Origin of the sequence: Pacificoceanicola niger, assembly GCF_048553275.1 — a bacterium.
Taxonomy (GTDB): domain Bacteria; phylum Pseudomonadota; class Alphaproteobacteria; order Rhodobacterales; family Rhodobacteraceae; genus Pacificoceanicola.
The window spans coordinates 1-17,346 of the sequence record NZ_JBLZMW010000026.1; the positions used below are offsets into that span (position 1 = coordinate 1).

17 protein-coding genes are annotated in these 17,346 nt (G+C 64.8%); 11 read left to right on the forward strand and 6 right to left on the reverse strand.

Going from position 1 to position 17,346, the window contains the following annotated elements; translation table 11 throughout:
* Positions 1-25: 25 nt before the first annotated feature.
* From istB to ACN2XU_RS22290, 11 genes are all read left to right on the forward strand, one after another.
* Positions 26-793 (forward strand): IS21-like element helper ATPase IstB, encoded by a 768-nt coding sequence (gene istB, locus ACN2XU_RS22240; protein WP_419412591.1) that lies wholly within the window; start codon positions 26-28, stop codon positions 791-793.
* Between the two features lie 367 nt (positions 794-1,160).
* On the forward strand, positions 1,161-1,331 hold the full coding sequence (locus ACN2XU_RS22245; protein ID WP_419412551.1) for a twin-arginine translocase TatA/TatE family subunit: 171 nt from the start codon (positions 1,161-1,163) through the stop codon (positions 1,329-1,331).
* Positions 1,332-1,501: 170 nt separating this feature from the next.
* On the forward strand, positions 1,502-3,682 hold the full coding sequence (locus ACN2XU_RS22250; protein WP_419412552.1) for a 4Fe-4S binding protein: 2,181 nt from the start codon (positions 1,502-1,504) through the stop codon (positions 3,680-3,682).
* A gap of 13 nt (positions 3,683-3,695) precedes the next feature.
* Positions 3,696-5,594 (forward strand): TAT-dependent nitrous-oxide reductase, encoded by a 1,899-nt coding sequence (gene nosZ / locus ACN2XU_RS22255; protein WP_419412553.1) that lies wholly within the window; start codon positions 3,696-3,698, stop codon positions 5,592-5,594.
* A 14-nt stretch (positions 5,595-5,608) separates the two neighbouring features.
* Positions 5,609-6,862, forward strand: coding sequence for a nitrous oxide reductase family maturation protein NosD (locus ACN2XU_RS22260; protein ID WP_419412554.1), 1,254 nt, complete (start codon positions 5,609-5,611; stop codon positions 6,860-6,862).
* A complete protein-coding gene (locus tag ACN2XU_RS22265) occupies positions 6,859-7,764 on the forward strand; it encodes an ABC transporter ATP-binding protein (RefSeq protein WP_419412555.1) in 906 nt (301 codons plus the stop codon). Before ACN2XU_RS22260 ends, ACN2XU_RS22265 begins: the two co-directional genes overlap by 4 nt.
* Positions 7,761-8,588 (forward strand): ABC transporter permease, encoded by an 828-nt coding sequence (locus ACN2XU_RS22270; protein WP_419412556.1) that lies wholly within the window; start codon positions 7,761-7,763, stop codon positions 8,586-8,588. Before ACN2XU_RS22265 ends, ACN2XU_RS22270 begins: the two co-directional genes overlap by 4 nt.
* On the forward strand, positions 8,585-9,112 hold the full coding sequence (locus tag ACN2XU_RS22275) for a nitrous oxide reductase accessory protein NosL (protein ID WP_419412557.1): 528 nt from the start codon (positions 8,585-8,587) through the stop codon (positions 9,110-9,112). Before ACN2XU_RS22270 ends, ACN2XU_RS22275 begins: the two co-directional genes overlap by 4 nt.
* On the forward strand, positions 9,109-10,005 hold the full coding sequence (locus ACN2XU_RS22280; RefSeq protein ID WP_419412558.1) for an FAD:protein FMN transferase: 897 nt from the start codon (positions 9,109-9,111) through the stop codon (positions 10,003-10,005). The genes ACN2XU_RS22275 and ACN2XU_RS22280 overlap by 4 nt, the downstream gene beginning before the upstream one ends.
* Before the next feature lie 200 nt (positions 10,006-10,205).
* Entirely contained in the window at positions 10,206-11,327 is a 1,122-nt protein-coding gene (nirK, locus tag ACN2XU_RS22285; RefSeq protein ID WP_419412559.1) for a copper-containing nitrite reductase, read from the forward strand.
* Positions 11,328-11,399: 72 nt separating this feature from the next.
* Positions 11,400-12,188 (forward strand): formylglycine-generating enzyme family protein, encoded by a 789-nt coding sequence (locus ACN2XU_RS22290; protein ID WP_419412560.1) that lies wholly within the window; start codon positions 11,400-11,402, stop codon positions 12,186-12,188.
* Positions 12,189-12,203: 15 nt separating this feature from the next.
* On the opposite strand, the gene hemN is transcribed toward ACN2XU_RS22290, so the two are convergent.
* Genes hemN through ACN2XU_RS22320 form a run of 6 tightly spaced genes read right to left on the reverse strand, consistent with a single transcriptional unit; the run spans position 12,204 to position 17,345 of the window.
* Complete coding sequence (hemN, locus tag ACN2XU_RS22295; protein WP_419412561.1) at positions 12,204-13,559, reverse strand: oxygen-independent coproporphyrinogen III oxidase; 1,356 nt, start codon at positions 13,557-13,559, stop codon at positions 12,204-12,206.
* 51 nt (positions 13,560-13,610) lie between these two features.
* A complete protein-coding gene (locus ACN2XU_RS22300; RefSeq protein WP_419412562.1) occupies positions 13,611-14,282 on the reverse strand; it encodes an NnrU family protein in 672 nt (223 codons plus the stop codon).
* Entirely contained in the window at positions 14,279-14,497 is a 219-nt protein-coding gene (locus ACN2XU_RS22305) for an NnrT protein (protein ID WP_419412563.1), read from the reverse strand. The genes ACN2XU_RS22300 and ACN2XU_RS22305 overlap by 4 nt, the downstream gene beginning before the upstream one ends.
* The gene (locus tag ACN2XU_RS22310; RefSeq protein ID WP_419412564.1) at positions 14,494-14,667 is read right to left on the reverse strand and encodes a hypothetical protein; all 174 of its coding nucleotides are present in this window, start codon (positions 14,665-14,667) and stop codon (positions 14,494-14,496) included. Before ACN2XU_RS22310 ends, ACN2XU_RS22305 begins: the two co-directional genes overlap by 4 nt.
* A gap of 1 nt (position 14,668) precedes the next feature.
* Complete coding sequence (locus ACN2XU_RS22315; protein WP_419412565.1) at positions 14,669-16,546, reverse strand: nitric oxide reductase activation protein NorD; 1,878 nt, start codon at positions 16,544-16,546, stop codon at positions 14,669-14,671.
* Between the two features lie 4 nt (positions 16,547-16,550).
* The gene (locus ACN2XU_RS22320; protein ID WP_106268896.1) at positions 16,551-17,345 is read right to left on the reverse strand and encodes a CbbQ/NirQ/NorQ/GpvN family protein; all 795 of its coding nucleotides are present in this window, start codon (positions 17,343-17,345) and stop codon (positions 16,551-16,553) included.
* Between the last annotated feature and the right edge of the window lies 1 nt (position 17,346).

The window sequence follows — 17,346 nt, forward strand, 5'->3', positions numbered from 1 at the left end:
AAACTTGTTGGTTGTCTTGCTCATGATGCTCCACCTTACTCAGGAGTTGGAGCCTCCGGCAAACCCGGCGCGGTTCATACCGACATTCTTGCGGGAATACGAGAAGGTTGCGCGTCAATGTGCTGCCGAGGGGCTGGATCATGTGCAGTTCCTGACGCGGCTGGTCGAGATGGAACTGATCGACCGTGAGCGGCGGATGATCGAACGGCGGATCAAAGCCGCCAGATTCCCGGCCACCAAGAGCTTGGACAGCTTCGACTTCAAGGCGATCCCCAAGCTGAACAAGATGCAGGTGTTGGAACTGGCGCGTTGCGAGTGGATCGAACGGCACGAGAACGTCATCGCTCTCGGCCCCAGTGGCACTGGCAAGACCCATGTCTCATTGGGGCTCGGCCTCGCCGCATGCCAGAAGGGCATGTCGGTTGCCTTCACCACGGCCGCCGCGCTGGTCAACGAGATGATGGAGGCCCGCGACGAACGACGCCTGCTTCGTCTGCAAAAGCAGCTGGCCGCCGTCAAGCTCCTCATCATCGATGAATTGGGCTTCGTGCCGCTCTCCAAAACCGGCGCCGAACTCCTGTTCGAACTGATATCACAACGCTACGAGCGCGGGTCCACGATGATTACGAGCAATCTGCCGTTCGACGAGTGGACTTCAACCTTTGGCACGGAACGCCTGACTGGCGCACTGCTTGACCGACTGACCCACCACGTCAACATTCTCGAGATGAATGGCGAGAGCTACAGGCTCGCACAAAGTCGGGCCCGCACGGCCGAACCGAAAACACCCTGACGGCCTGCCACCCCAACCCAACGATCACTTACAGTCCGCACCGTGCTACTTCGGGCGAGATTTTGGGGGCAGCTACGGCCGGGCTACGCCCGACCTCCGCTGCCCCCAAAATCATGGTCTCCACATGCCGCGAGCGCCCCCGTAACTGGCCTGGTTTTGCGCCGCCACGTGGCCGGATTTTACTCCGGCGTTGACAAGTCTTTGCGCTTCAGCGCGAGTTCACACTGGGCGAAGTGATACCCAAAAGGTTGTTGCATCGCAACGACGGTAGGGGATTCCCTTTGTATCCATCGGACTGGCTCCGGCTACGGGGCATGGTTCAATGTTCGGCGCCTTACGCGATCGAGCTGCTCAAAAGGAACTCATTATGTTGAATACGATCGGTTTGCCGGGGCTGGCCCTTATCCTTCTGGTTGTTGTCGTGCTCTTCGGACGGGGAAAGATCTCGTCGATCATGGGCGAGGTAGGACAAGGTCTGACAGCCTTCCGGCGTGGCGTCCGCGAAGGCCAGCATGGGGATGAAACCTCAGACGCCTGAGTCACGGACAGAGTAAGGACAACGATCATCGGGGCCGATCAGGGCCCCGTTTTTCATTTTCGGCCAGCGCAAATCGTCTGCGATATTGCGGAAACGCAAACTTCGACCGGCCGATCGCCGCTACCCCTTGCCTGACAGGACGACCCTGATGCGAGGCGAAGCGAGACCCTATGCAACACGTGATGATTCGGATGCTGCTTGCGTTGGTCCTGCTGTGGGGCAGCGCGTTTTCGGCCAAAGCCGATCCGCTGATCGGCAAATTTCTGGGAAAACTGGAGATCGGCTCGGTTGTGCCCGGCGCAACCAGTCTCGGGCCGGTACGTGATGATGGTCTTGTGCCCGCGTTGAAAGGCACTGAAACGGTTGGTTGGATATTCCTGACGTCGGATTTCGTCCCAACCACGGGGTATTCCGGCAAACCGATCCATGTCGCCGTCGGCATTGCTTCGGATGCCGTCCTGACCGGCGCGCAATTGCTGAAACACTCGGAGCCGATCGTTTTGGTCGGCATTCCCGAGGCTGACATTCGCGCCGTGATCGAACACTACACGGGGTTCGACCTGCGCGGCGTTTCCGGTCCGCGTGACGCCGATGAACTGGAAATCGTCTCGGGGGCCACGGTCACCATCATGGTGATAGACGACTCGATCCTGCGTGCCGGGATCAAGGCGGCGCGGGCCCTTGGTCTGGATGGCTTTGCCGCGCCCGAGGCGCGTGGGCCTGTGCGTGAGATTGATCGCGACGCCGGTCAAGTCACCGATTGGCAAACGCTGGCGGGCAATGGCGCCTTGCGGCGGCTGACGCTGGACGTGGCTTTGATCAACTCGGATTTCGCGGCGCTTGGCGATCCGCGCACTGCGAAGAATGCCGAGCCGGGGCCGGAGACAGATCCCTATGTCGATATCTGGACTGCGGTGGTCAACCAACCTGCGATCGGGCGGTCGCTGCTGGGCGATGCCGGGTGGGAAAACCTTTCGACGCGGCTGGAACCGGGCGACGAAGCCATCGCCGTGTTCGGGGCCGGGCGCTGGTCGTTCAAGGGGTCGGGCTATGTGCGCGGCGGAATCTTCGACCGGTTCCAGCTGATCCAGGGCGACATGTCCGTGCGGTTCCACGACCGCAACCACAGCCGCATCGTGCAGGTGGCCGCCGAAGGCTCCCCAGCGTTCACCGAGATGGACATCTTTGTGATCCCCGCCGAGGCCGGCTTCGACCCAGCCGCGCCGTTCCGGCTGCAGTTCCTCGTCAGCCGGGCGGTTGGCCCGATCGAGAAGGTCTTTCTGACCTATGATCTGGGATACGAACTGCCCGAAGCCTACACGCGCACGACTGCCCCGGCGCGGGTCGCCGAGACGCAACCCGACGTGCCCGACGCCGATGCCCGCGATGCCCTGTGGCAACGCATCTGGCAGACGAAGCGCCTTCAGGTCATCGTACTGGCCGTCGCGCTGGCGTTGCTGTCGGGGATCTTCTTCTTTCAGGGCTTTGCCACGCGGAACGCCCGTCACTTTGCCATCCTGCGCAACGCCTACCTCGTGTTCACGCTGGTCTTCGTCGGCTGGATCGCCAACGCGCAGCTGTCGGTCGTCAACATCCTCGCGGTGGTGAACGCGCTGTTCAGCGATTTCCAGTGGAACACCTTCCTGATGGATCCGCTGATCTTCATCCTGTGGTTCGCGGTCGCGGCGGCGCTGCTGTTCTGGGCGCGCGGGGCCTATTGCGGCTGGCTGTGCCCGTTCGGTGCCCTGCAGGAACTGTCGAACAAGGTCGCACGGCGATTCCGGGTGCCGCAGGTGACACTGCCCTGGGGTCTGCACGAACGGCTCTGGGCGGTGAAATACATCCTCTTTCTCGGGCTGTTCGGGATGTCGCTGTACTCGCTGGAACTGGCCGAACGCTTTGCCGAGGTCGAGCCCTTCAAGACCGCGATCATCCTGAAATTCGCGCGCCCGCTGCCCTATGTGCTGATCGCGCTGGCCTTTCTGCTGCCGGGTCTGTTCATCGAACGCTTCTACTGCCGCTATGTCTGCCCCTTGGGCGGCGGGCTGGCGATCCCGGCGCGGATGCACATGTTCCGCTGGCTCAAGCGCTACAAGGAGTGCGGCACCCCCTGCCAGCTTTGCGCCACCGATTGCCCGGTCGATGCGATCCACCCGACCGGCGAGATCAACCCGAACGAGTGCATTTCCTGCCTGAATTGCCAGGTGCTTTACCAGGATCACGCGCGCTGCCCGGTCGTCATCAAGACAGACAAGCGCCGCGCCAAGGATGCGGCATCGACAGCGGCCCTGACCGCCCATGCCGAACGGCCGAACCTCGGCCATCCCAACCAGCTTTCACACGCGAAATGAAGGAGAGAAGATCATGACAGACGAAACCAAAGGCGTATCCCGCAGGGGCTTGTTCAAGGGCACGGCAGGGGTGGCGGCGCTGGCCACCGTTGCGGGCACGGGCGGGCTTGGCCTGCTGGCCTCGGCGCGCAGTGCGCATGCGGCGACCGGCGCGCCCGAAATCGCCCCCGGCCAGTTGGACAGCTATTATGGCTTCTGGTCCTCGGGTCAGTCCGGCGAGGTGCGCATCATCGGCGTGCCGTCCATGCGCGAGCTGATGCGCATCCCGGTGTTCAACCGCTGTTCGGCCACCGGCTGGGGCTCGACCAACGAAAGCCTCAAGATCCTGACCGACGGCCTGCTGCCGGAAACCAAGGAGTTCCTCGCCAAGCGGGGCCGCGTCACCTATGACAACGGCGACCTGCACCACCCGCACATGTCCTTTACCGAGGGCACCTATGACGGGCGCTACCTGTTCGCCAATGACAAGGCGAACACCCGCGTCGCACGCATCCGTTGCGACATCATGAAGACCGACAAGATCATCGAGATTCCGAACACCTCGGACATCCACGGTCTGCGCCCGCAGAAATACCCGCGCACCGGCTATGTCTTTGCCAATGGCGAACACCGCATCCCGCTGCCGAATGACGGGGTGATCCTTGACGATCCGACACAGTACCATTCGATCTTCACCGCCATCGACGGCGACACGATGGAGATCGCCTGGCAGGTGATCGTCGACGGCAACCTCGACAACTGCGATGCGGATTACGAGGGCAAATGGGCCTTCTCGACCTCGTATAACTCCGAAGAAGGCGTGACGCTGGCCGAGATGACCGAGAACGAACAGGACTGGGTCGTCGCCTTCAACATCGCCGCGATCGAGGCGGGCATCCAAGCCGGGGATTTCAAGGAATACAACGGCGTCAAGGTTCTGGATGGGCGGCACGGGTCGAAATACACCGCCTATATTCCGGTCTCCAACAGCCCGCACGGTTGCAACATGGCCCCCGACAAGGTGCACCTGTGCATCAACGGCAAGCTGTCCCCCACCGTCACCGTGATCGACGTGACCAGGCTTCAGGCGGTGTTCGACGGGGCAGAGCCGCGTTCGGCTGTGGTGGCCGAGCCGCAACTGGGTCTTGGCCCGCTTCACACCGCCTTCGACGGCAAGGGCAACGCCTACACCACACTGTTCCTCGACAGCCAGATGGTGATGTGGAACATCGAGGACGCGGTGCGCGCCTATGACGGCGCGGATGTGGACCCGATCCTGAAAAAGATCGACGTACATTACCAGCCCGGCCACAACCACACCACGATGGGCGAGACGCTGGAGGCGGACGGCCAATTCCTGATCTCGCTCAACAAGTTCTCCAAGGACCGCTTCCTGAATGTCGGCCCGCTGAAGCCCGAGAACGATCAGCTGATCGACATTTCCGGCGGCGGGATGGAGCTGGTGCACGACGGCCCGACCTTTGCCGAGCCGCATGACTGCATTCTGGTGCGCGCCGACAAGGTCAACCCGGCGTCGGTCTATGACCGGGCCGATCCGCTGTGGGAAGAGGCACGGGTTCAGGCCGAAAAGGACGGTGTCGATCTGGATTGGGGCGCCGACGTGATCCGCGACGGCAACAAGGTGCGCGTCTACATGCACTCGGTCGCGCCCGCCTTCAGCCTTGACAAGTTCGAGGTCAACCAGGGCGACGAGGTTACGATCTATGTCTCGAACATGGATGAGGTCGACGACCTGACGCACGGCTTCACGCTGGGCAATCATGGCATAGCCTTCGAGGTCGGGCCGCAAGCTACGGCGTCTGTCACCTTCACCGCCGATCGGCCCGGTGTGCATTGGTTCTACTGCCAGTGGTTCTGCCACGCGCTCCACATGGAGATGCGCGGCCGGATGCTGGTCAAACCGGTCGCGTAAGAGGAGGGCCCGTCATGCGTTTCCTGATCCCGGTCCTTGTGTTGATCCTCACCCCGCTCGCCTGTCTGGCGGAAAGGGTAGAGGTGCGGCCGGGGCAGGGGGCGCTGGCACGGGCCATCGCGACCGCCCGGCCCGGCGATGACCTGGTGCTTGGGGAAGGCACCTATGCCGGGCCGGTGCAGATCGACAAGCCACTCACACTCACGGGGCCTCTCGCCCGGATCGCTGGTCCGGGCGAGGGATCGGTCATCACGGTGACGGCCCCGGACGTCACGATTTCCGGCGTCACGATCACCGGCGCGGGTGCGCGGCTCAGCGCGTTCGACAGCGGCATTCGCCTGCTGAAGGGGGCGCAGGGCGCGCGGGTCGAGGGCGTGACCCTGATCGGCAACCTGATCGGCATCGACGTGCATGGCGCAACGGATGTCACGATCCGGGGCAACCGGATCGAGGGCCGCAACGACCTTCGGGTGCCTGAACGGGGTCCGGGCATCTACGTCTGGAACGCACCGCGCCTTCTGGTCGAGAACAACACGATCACCAAGGGCCGCGACGGCGTTTTCATCACCACATCGAACGAGGCCGTGTACCGGGGCAACCGCTTCAGCGACCTGCGATTTGCCTTTCATTCGATGTACGCCAACCGGATCGAGGTGACGGACAACATCAGCCAGGGCAACGACATGGGTTTTGCCTTCATGTATTCGACCCGGCTGACCGTAGAACGCAATCTGTCCGAAGGCGACGCCAACCACGGCTTTTTCATGAACTTCGCCAACAAGGCCAAGCTGCGCCAGAACGAGGTCCGCACTGGTGGCGAGAAGTGCCTGTTCGTCTACAATTCCAATCACAACCTCTTTGAAGCCAACCGGTTTGCGGGCTGCGGGATCGGCGTGCATTTCACCGCCGGAAGCCAAGGCAACGTGCTGACGGGCAATGCCTTTGTCGGCAACCGGACGCAGGTGAAATATGTCGGAACCCGCTGGCTGGAATGGTCGGACGGCGCGCGCGGCAACTACTGGTCCGATCAGGCGGGCTTTGACGTCAATGGCGACGGATTGGTCGACAGCCCGTATCGCCCCAATGACAGCATCGATCGGCTGGTCTGGTCACAACCGGCGGCGCGCCTGTTGATGGGAACGCCTGCCGTACAGCTCATCCGCTGGTCGCAATCGCGGTTTCCGGGCCTGCTGCCCGGGGGCGTGATCGACAGCCATCCTCTGGTCTCGCCCGAGGGTGCAGGCCTGCCGCAGGGAGATCCCTCATGACACAACCCATTCTCGACATCCGCAATGTCAGCCTGTCTTTCGGTGCGCTCAAGGCGCTGGACGGCGTGACACTGGCCATGTCGCCCGGCGAACGGCTGGCCCTCTTGGGCCATAACGGCGCGGGGAAATCCACGCTGTTCAAGGCGATCCTCGGGTTTCTGGCGCCGGGTGAAGGGGCGATCACCGTGGCCGGGCACGCGCCCGGCTCGGACGCGGCGCGGATTGCCATGTCCTATCTGCCCGAAGTCGTGTCCTTTCCGCAAAGCCTGACCGGGCGCGAAGTGTTGGCCTATTTCTCGGGTCTGCGCGGGGCGTCCCGGGCCGGGATCAACGGGCTGCTGGACCGGGTCGGGCTGGCAGACGCCGCCGACCGCCGGGTGCGCACCTATTCCAAAGGCATGCGGCAGCGGCTTGGCCTTGCACAGGCCCTGATCGGCGCGCCCCGCTTGCTGTTGCTGGACGAGCCGACAAGCGGGCTTGACCCTGTATCGCGCCACGATTTCTATACGGTCATCGCCGAGGCCGCGGCGCGCGGCTGCGCCGTCTTGCTGTCTTCGCACGGCTTGGAAGAGGTGCAGGGGCAGACTGACCGCGTTGCGATCCTGTCGCGGGGGCGCCTGCGTGCCTCCGGGACATTGGCAGAGCTTGCTGCTGCCGCCGCGCTGCGGACGACCATTCGCGTGACCGCAAAGCAGGGGCATGCAGACCGACTTCAGGCCGATCTGGGCGGCCGCCGGGTGAACGGATGCCGGCTCGATATCGACTGCGCGCCCGACGCCAAACTCGGGGTGTTGCTTCAACTCGGTCACCACCGGGATGCCCTGCACGAAATCGACGTCTTTGCCCCCGGGCTGAACGACATCTACCGCCATTTTTCGGAGCACGAGGGGGATCAGGCATGACCACGCGTATCGGCACGATCTTTGCGCAGGAATTCAGGCTGGCCCGGCGCAACCTGTGGGTCGGATTGGCGACCGGCATCCTGGGCCTGTTTGCCGTGGTGCTGGGTATTTTCGGCGCAGGGCAGGGGGCGGCGCTGGACGCCGATGCCCTGACCCTGACGGCGGCGAGCCTTGCAACGCTGTCGGTCTACCTCATCCCGTTGATCGCACTGCTGATGTCCTACGATTCCTTCGCCGGAGAAATCGAGCGCGGCGCCTTGGCCCTGACACTGGCCAGCCCCGTCCGCCGGTGGGAGATCTTTGCCGGAAAGTTCGCGGCCCAGTCGCTGGCTGTCGGCGTTGCAATTGTTCTGGCTTTCGGCGCTGCGGGCGCGTTTCTGGCGCTGTCCTTTGGCACCGGGTCCGACGGCATCGCCGCATGGCTGCGCCTGATGGCCACGGCCTTTGTCCTGGGGTCGGTCTTTGTCGGCTTTGGCCTGATGCTGTCTGCCATGGCCGGGCGCACGGCGACTGCGGCAGCTTCGGCTGTGGGGCTTTGGCTGGTTCTGGTGGTGATCTATGACTTGGCACTGCTCGGCAGTGTGATGGCGGCCAGCGACGGCATCTTCGCGTCACAGGTTTTCCCCTGGCTGGTGGTTGCCAATCCGGCAGACGCATTTCGCCTGTATAATCTCGCTTTGATCGAAACCGCGCCGGTGGCCGGAATCGACGGGCTTGCCTCAACCCTGCCATTCCCGCCGACAGCGGCGCTTGCTGTGCTGGGGCTATGGCTTTCGGCGGTGCTGGCACTTGGCATTCGCCGTACGAAAAGGATCGTCCCATGAAACCTGTTGTCCTTGCCATCCTTGTCCTGGGCCTCGCCGCCTGCAAGGAGGACATCGCCACCATTACCCCGGTTGAGATGACCGATGAGGCGCTTGGCCATTATTGCCAGATGTTCGTCGCCGACCATCCCGGTCCCAAGGCGCAGGTTCACTTGAAGGGCCAGTCTGCCCCGCTTTGGTTCAGCCAAGTCTCTGACGCGGTGGCCTATATGTATGACCCGGAACGCGATGCCGAGGTCATGGGTGTATTCGTGTCCGACATGTCTCGTGCAGAAAGCTGGGCTTTGCCCGGTCTCGACAACTGGCTGGCGTCCGGCAACGCGGCCTTCGTGATCGAAAGCGACCGGCTTGGCGGGATGGGCGTGCCCGAGGCCATCCCCTTTGGCTCCACCGATGCGGCGGCGGCATTTGCGGCGGATCATGGCGGGCGGGTCGTCGCGTGGGACGCGGTGCCCGAAGCCTATGTCAGGCCGGACATGGCGCAGATGTCCGGCCATCAGGCGAACTTGGGAGTGGACCAATGACGCTGACCCGCAGACGTTTTCTGACACTGGCTGGCGCGACTTGTGCGGCCACCCGATTGACAGCTGGTACGCCGGTGGCCGTCTGGCGCGGAACCGCGCTTGGGGCCGGGGCGCAGGTCGTCCTTTCAGGTCTGTCCGAGGATGAGGCCACCCCCATCTTTCGCGCGATCGAAGCGGAACTGTCCCGTATCGAAGGGCTGTTCTCGCTTTATCGCGCTGACAGCGCCCTGTCGCGCCTGAACAGGGATGGCGTGTTGCACGCGCCGGACCCTGACATGCTGGCCCTGCTGTCTTTGGCACGTGAGATGTATCATGCCACCGAGGGCGCATTCGACCCGACCGTGCAGCCGCTGTTTGCCGTCCATGCCAAGGCGGCTGCTTTGGGCCGGACGGCGTGGCCTGACGAGATCGCTGCGGCACAAGATCTTGTCGGATTTGACCGTGTGACGATGGATGAAAGTTCCGTGCGCCTCCGGCGGTCCGGGATGGCCCTGACGCTGAACGGCATTGCGCAGGGATATGCCACGGACCGCCTGTCGGGGCTCATGCGCCGACAAGGCTTGCACGATGTGATGGTCAACGCGGGCGAGATCCGGGCAATGGGGCGTTTGAACGGGCAAGGCTGGCCGGTGCGCTTGCCTTCGGGGCGCAGCTTGGCCTTGACGGACCGGGCTGTCGCGACCTCGGACGCTGCCGGGACGATGATCGCGGCGTCTCTCGGCGTTGGCCACATCTTCGCTCCGAATGGCGGGACCGGGCTTCGCGCCGGTCCGATCAGTGCCCTGCACGACAGTGCTGCCGTGGCGGATGCAGCGTCGACGGCTGCCGTCGTCCTGCCCGATGATCGGCTGCACCTGCTCGGCAAGGTCGGGGTCGATCTCCTCCGCGCCTGAAAAACTAACCTTCTCAACTGTCGCCCCCGCGCAACTCGTGGGGGCGTTGCTTTTTCTTATGGCCCCGAGTCGGCAGACCCCTGCCCGCACCGGTCAAACGCGCGCCAAGTTGGGCGGAGTTTGCCTTTTCGCAACGTTCCGCGCCGGGCCTCTGGGTAACCTTGATTCAACGCGCAGACATACCGAGAAGGAATGAGAACATGCTTACGAGAAGAGCCGCACTGATGGGCGCAGCCGGTGTTGCGTCGCTTCCGATCCTGGCCAAGGCTGTCAGTGCCGAAACGGTGGCGGCCCCGCTTGCGGCCTCTGCGGACCTGTCGAGCCTCACCCGCATCAAGCGTGAACTGGTCGCGCCGCCCTTCGTGCACGACCACGAACAGGCCGCACCCGGCGCGCCGCGCATCGTCGAATTCGAGATGACCATCGTCGAAAAGGAGATCGAGGTCGATGACGGGGCCTACCTTCAGGGTATGACCTTTGACGGGTCGATCCCCGGGCCGATGATGGTGGTGCATGAGGGCGACTATGTCGAGCTGACCCTGATCAACCCCGAAGACAACATGCTTCAGCACAACATCGATTTCCACGCCGCGACAGGGGCGTTGGGCGGGGGCGCGCTGACCCATGTGAACCCCGGCGAAAAGACAATCCTGCGGTTCAAGGCGACCCGTCCGGGCACCTTCGTCTATCACTGCGCGCCGGGCGGCCCCATGATCCCGTGGCACGTGGCCTCGGGCATGGCGGGCACCATCATGGTTCTGCCGCGCGACGGGCTGAAGGATCACGAGGGCAACCCGGTCGGTTACGATCGCGTCTACTACATCGGCGAGAACGAGTTCTACATCCCGAAGGATGAAAACGGCGAATACAAGCGTTACGCCGATGCGGGCGAAAGCTATCCCGACACGCTTGACGTCATGAACGGGCTGATCCCGACGCACGTGGTGTTCAATGGCAAGGTCGGTGCGCTGACCGGCGACAACGCCATGACGGCCAATGTCGGTGAGCGGGTTCTGTTCGTCCACAGCCAGGCCAACCGCGACACGCGTCCGCACCTGATCGGCGGGCATGGCGACCTTGTGTGGGAACACGGCAAGTTCAACAACGTGCCCGACCGCGACATGGAGACATGGTTCATCCGCGGCGGCTCGGCGGGGGCGGCGCTGTACACCTTCCTGCAACCGGGGGTCTACGCCTATGTGAACCACAACCTGATCGAGGCGGTGAATCTGGGTGCGACCGCGCATGTGAAGGTCGAGGGCGATTGGAACAATGACCTGATGGAACAGGTCCTTGCGCCGACGGATCTGGCCGCCTTCTGAGTTTGGCACAAAAGGAAAGGGCAGGGGCGGTCGCATGATGCGGGCGCCCCTTGCGTTTTCGAGGAGAGACCGATGAAATTCTTATTGCTCTTGCCGCTGCTTGGTGTGGCGGGCGTGATGGCCATGCTGGAACCGCGCCCCGACGCGCCGCCCTTTGCCCCGCCCGACATGGTACGCATCGCCAGCGGAGAGATTGCCTTTCGTCCGTTCGGGAATTTTTCGCAGAACGGCAAGACGCGTACGCCTCGGCGGGTCTCGATGACCGTGCCGGGTTTCGAGATCATGAAATATCAGGTGACGGGCGGGCAATACGCGGCCTGCGTGGCCGACGAAGCCTGTGAACCGGCCCGGATTGTGCTGTCGGACGCGCCTCAGACCGGGGTGAACTGGAACGACGCCAGCGCCTTTGCCGCGTGGTATGCGGACCAGACAGGAGAGCCGTGGCGCCTGCCGACCGAGGCGGAATGGCAACTGGCCGCAGCCGAGCGCCATGGCGACAGCGGGCCCGACTACGCCGCCGCCGATCCCGGTGCGCAGATGCTGGCCAGCTACGAAAACGGCATCACCCTGCGCCGCAAGGCCGATCCCGCCCTCTACCGGGCGGGGGCGTTCGGGCTGAATTCCAATGGGTTGGCGGACGTGTCCGGCAACGTATGGGAGTGGACCGACGGGTGCATGCAGAACGGGACACTTGCGACAGATGGCACGGTGGCCGAGACCGCCCCCTATTGCGGTGTACGCATTGCCGGGGGCGTGCATCGTGCCGCGGTGATCGATTTCGTCCGCGATGCCAGTGTCGGCGGCTGTGCCGTTGGCCTGCCGCCGGATCACCTTGGGTTCCGGTTGGTGCGGGGGGAGTGACCCCCCCAGACCTGCCTAAGAAGCCTGACTGTATCGGATGCCCTCGGGCACATGCGCGTCAAAGGCGCTGGCGATGATCCGCGTCAGCGCGCGGCCCTCGGGCGCGATGGTCAGCGCGTCATCCGTCACCTTGACCAGATCGCCGAACCGCTCTCCCACCAGCGCGATCTGGGCGTCCAGCGTTGCAGCCTGCACGCCAAAGCCGTCGCGCAGCGCCACCCGGTCCAGCCGGAAATCGCACATCAGCATCTCGATGGCGCGGGCGCGCAGCAGGTCATCACCCGTCATCATGTGGCCCCGGGCCACCGCCAGCTGGCCGGACTCGATCCGCTGGATATAGGCGGCGGTGGCGGGCGCGTTCTGCACGTAGCCATCCGGCAGCCGCGAGATCGACGAGGCCCCAAGGCCGATCAAGGTGGCGCAGGTGTCATCGACATAACCCTGGAAGTTGCGCCGCAGATGGCCGCTGGCGGCGGCGCGGGCCAGCCCGTCTTCGGGCTTCGCAAAGTGGTCGATGCCGATGGCTGTCATGCCCGCGCCGGTGAACCGGGCGGCGGCAAGGTTGGCCAGCGCGTGCCGGGCCTCTTCGGCGGGCAGCGCGTCCTCGGGGATCAGCTTTTGGCGCTTCGACACCCAGGGCACATGGGCATAACCGAACAGCGCGACACGGTCGGGATTCAGGTCCAGCACCTTGGACACGGTATCGTCCAACCGTTCGGCGGTCTGGTGCGGCAGGCCATAGACGAGGTCGGCATTCAGCGACCGGATGCCCGCCGCGCGCAGATCGTCGACACAGGCCCGCGTGATGTCAAAGGGTTGCAAGCGACCGATGGAGGCCTGCACCAGCGGGTCAAAGTCCTGAATACCGATGCTGGCGCGGTTCATACCCTCGGCAGCCAGCGCCACGATCTTGGCGCGGTCAACCATCGTCGGGTCGATCTCGACCGAGAATTCGCAGTCCTCGGTGGGCGGGATCACCGCACGGACGGCCTGTGCCAGACGGTGGATCATCTCGGGCGGCAGGATCGTCGGCGTGCCGCCGCCCCAATGCATCCGCCCCATGCGCAGACCCTTGGGCAGGATATTCTTCAGCAGGGCCAGTTCCTGTTCCAGCGTGCCGAGGTAGCTTTCCACTGGCGACAGCGTCTTTGTCCCCTGCGTGCGGCAGGCGCAGAACCAGCACAGGCGTTCGCAGAACGGGATGTGCAGGTAGACGGAAACCGGCTGGTCCGGGTCCAGCGCAGCCAGCGCGCGGGTTTGCTCGGCTGCGCCCACCTCGGGCGAAAAGACCGGGGCGGTGGGATAAGAGGTGTAGCGGGGCACCCGTTGGTCGAACAGGCCAAGGGATCTGAGGCGGTCAATGTGTTTCATGCGCCCGATATGCGCCTTTTCGCAGGGCGCGACTTTGCGCAGGATCAACCTTCAGACCGGAAAGGGCGAGACGCCGACGACCAGCGCGTGCAGATGCAGCGTAGCGATCCACAGGATCAGGCCGATGGCGGTGCGGATCAGCAGGCGGCGCAGGTTGGCGCGGCGCCAGTGCGGGTTGGCAAGCGGGCGCAGCGAGAACAGCGCCGTGTGGCTGAGCAGGTCGGATACGCGGCGGGCCTTGGCATCGAACGCCGGGATGGCGGCCAGCGCCATGGCGGCAAAGCTGCCGAACAGGATGACGTGGGCCAGATCGCCATTCGGCACCAGATGCGCCCCGGCCCAAAGCGCCAGCGCAAGGAACAGCGGATGGCGGGATATGGCGGCGAAACCGGGCCGCGCGGGATCGAATGTCTTGCGGCCTCCCAAGGTATAGGGCTGCGACATCCCGACCCCGCAGGCGACCAGCACCAGCGCCACGGGCATCGCCACGTTCGGCACCCAGCGCGTCCAAGGCATTTGCGGCCAAAGCTCGACATAGGGCGCGCGCCCGGCGGCCGAGATCACCCAGACCAGCAGCGCCAGCGAGATAACGCCATAGACCGAGAAATAGACCCGCCGTCCGACCGCGCCGATCAGCCTGTCCCGCAGCCCCCAAAGGCGGGGGACGAAATGGCTGGCGGCGAACAGTGCCAGCGCAAGGGTGTATTCCGTCCAGCCGGTCATGCCTCATCGACTTCCTTCATCAACCGTGTGATGTGACAGGCAAAGGCATAGGTCGCGGGTAGGCCGATCACCAGCCCCCCGGCGGCAGACTGCCAGGGCGTCAGCACGGGCCAGCCCAGCCACGACCCGATCAGCGACGCAAAGAACAGGTTCACCCCCATCGCGCCTGCGCCAAAGGGATAGAGCCCCGCCAGCAGTCTCCAAGACGGTCTCATCGGCGGCTGACCAGCATCTGCGCGGCGACCAGTGCCGCGATCAGGGCGACGGAGCCGACGAAGAACCAGAACTCGGCGACGTCGGTTTGCGGCTGTGGGATAGGCCGGTCGAACCCGGCGGCCAGCGCAGGGGCAGGGATCAGGGTGGCAAGGACGAAAAGGCGTTTCATGTCAGCTCTCCATGGTCAGGGTCTGGTAGATGTCGGGCAGGGCGCGGGGCAGGCGCTGCGGATCGGGCAGCAGGGTAAAACCGGCGCGGCCAAAGATGCGGGCGAACCAGTCCTGCCCGTCCTGATCGACGATCACGCCATGCACCGCCTGCCCCAGCGCGCGGGCTTCGCGCACGGCCATGCGGCTGTCCTCGATACCGTGCGGGCCTTCGTAGTGGTCGAGGTCATTGGGCTTGCCATCGGTCAGCACCAGCAAAAGGCGGCGGGTTGCGCCCTCGTCGGCCAGCTGCGCCGAGACATGCCGGATCGCGGCCCCCAGCCGGGTATAGTGGCCGGGGCGAAAACCGCCGATGCGGGTGGTGACGGCATGGGTCATGGGTTCGGCAAAGGTCTTGGCCCGGTGCAGGAACACGCGGTCGCGTTTCAAAGACGAGAACCCCCAGATGCCCAGCCGGTCGCCCGCCGTATCGATGCCGCAGGCCAGCGCGGCCAGCGCCTCGCGCGCGGTGTCGATCACCGTGGTCTGCCCAAGCGCGGCCTCGGTCGAGCGTGAGCAATCCATCAGGATCGCAACGCTCAGGTCACGCGCCATCGGGCGGCCGGATTGCCAGACGCGATCAGATCCTTCATGCCCACAGGCCATGTCGGTCTGCGAGGTGACAACCGCGTCAAGGTCCAGATCATCGCCGTCCAATTGTCGCGGCAGGATCACGCGGCGGGGATGCAGGGGCGCGAACTGGCGGCGGACGCGGGCCACAAGGCGCGGATCGGGGGCATAGTCGGCGCGGGGCACGGCCTCTGCCTCCAGCACGCGGGTATGATCGGGCATGTAGGCGCCGGTGCGGCGGTTCCATTCGGGATAGGTGAACTTGCCCGCAAGGCGTTCGTGATCGGCATCCTGCGGCGACAGGTCCAGCGACAGGCGCAGGCGGGTGGCGGCGCGTTTGATGTTCTGCGACAGGGTCAGGTGATCCTGATCCTCGGCGGCCTTGGCGGCGTTGTCCTGATCGTCGTCATCGACCATGCGGTTGATGTTCAGGCTTTCGGCCCAGGACATGATCGATTCAAACCGGTGGACGATAAAGCTGTCGTTGCGGTTGGCCTGATCGCGGTCTTCGCGGCGGGCCTCCTTGCGGGTGGGCAGGGCCATCGCGGGGGCGGCGGCCTCGTCGCTCGCGGCGGCGGGCTTGTCGCTGCGGGTGCGGGGCCGCAGGCGTGGCCAGATCGGCAGGGCCGCAAAGGTCCGGTAGCCGCGCGGGGCAGGGCAGGCCAGACATTCACGCTGGGACGCGTGGCCACAGAGCTGGTCCAGCAGCATCCGCTCGATCCCGGCTTCGCAGCGCGGCAGGCCGGTGCGATGGCGGTTCAAGGTAATGTGAGTGCAAAAATGCGCATACGGCACCCGGAGGCCCGGACAGGCGACATAGGCGCGGTCAGACGCCTGCGCCAGCGCGTCGATCTCGGCTCGGTCGGCGGCGAGCGGATCAGCGAGCGGTGCGGGCAGGTCGACACAGGCGGCCAGCGCTGTCAGCCACAGATAGCACGCCCGGTTCAGATCGCGCGTGGGAAAGGTGTCGATCACCGGCGGCAGGCGCAGGCGGTCGCCGTCGAAATCCGCCACGTGCAGCTTTTCGCGCGGGGTTCCAATGCGCCGCAGCCGGTCGGGGCGATGGTCGGATGTGGTCAGCGGGGCCGGGGTGATCTCCACCCCCGCCGCGCCGCCAAGCGCCCGGAACAGCGTCAGCACCGAGGGCCGCATGGCCTCGAACATCACCGCGCGGGATTCGTCCCTCGGAACGGCCCCCCAGCGCGACGCCATGTCGTGCCAGAGGTTACCGACGGTCTCTTCGGGCTCCATCAGATCGAGGACGTGGATCATGGCGTCACCCGTAGATCACGGCGGCCAGATCGCGCAGCGCCTGCTGCACATCCGGCTCGTCGGAAAGCGGTTCGATGATGGCGGCCTCGATGGCGCGATCCACCGCCATGCCGCGCGCGATCATCGTGGCCGCATAGATCAGCAGGCGGGTGGACACGCCTTCCTCCAGGTCCATGCCCGACAGCGCGCGGATCTTGCCCGCCAGCCGCACCAAGGCACCGGCGCGCGCCTCATCCAGCCCGCTTTCACGCATGACCACCGGGGTTTCCACCTCGGGTGTCGGGAAATCGAAGCCGATGGAGACAAACCGCTGCCGCGTTGACGGCTTCAGCTTTTTCAGCACGTTCTGATAGCCGGGGTTGTAGCTGGCCACCAACATGAAGGGTTTCGGCGCCTGCAGCTCCTCACCTGTGCGGTCGATGACCAGACGCCGCCGGTCATCGGTCAGCGGGTGCAGGACGACGGTCACGTCCTTGCGAGCCTCGACCACCTCGTCGAGATAGCAGATGCCGCCCTCGCGCACGGCGCGGGTCAGGGGGCCATCGACCCAGACGGTTTCGCCACCCTTCAGCAGGTAGCGCCCGATCAGGTCCGCTGCACTCAGGTCGTCATGACAGGCGACGGTGTGCAACGGCAGGCCAAGGCGCGCGGCCATGTGTTCGACAAAGCGGGTCTTGCCGCAGCCTGTCGGCCCCTTCAGAAGAAGGGGCAGGCAGTTTTCATAGGCCGTCTGGAACACCGCGCATTCGTCGGATTGCGCGTGGTAGAACGGCAGGTCGGGGGTGCTCAGGTCTTTCATT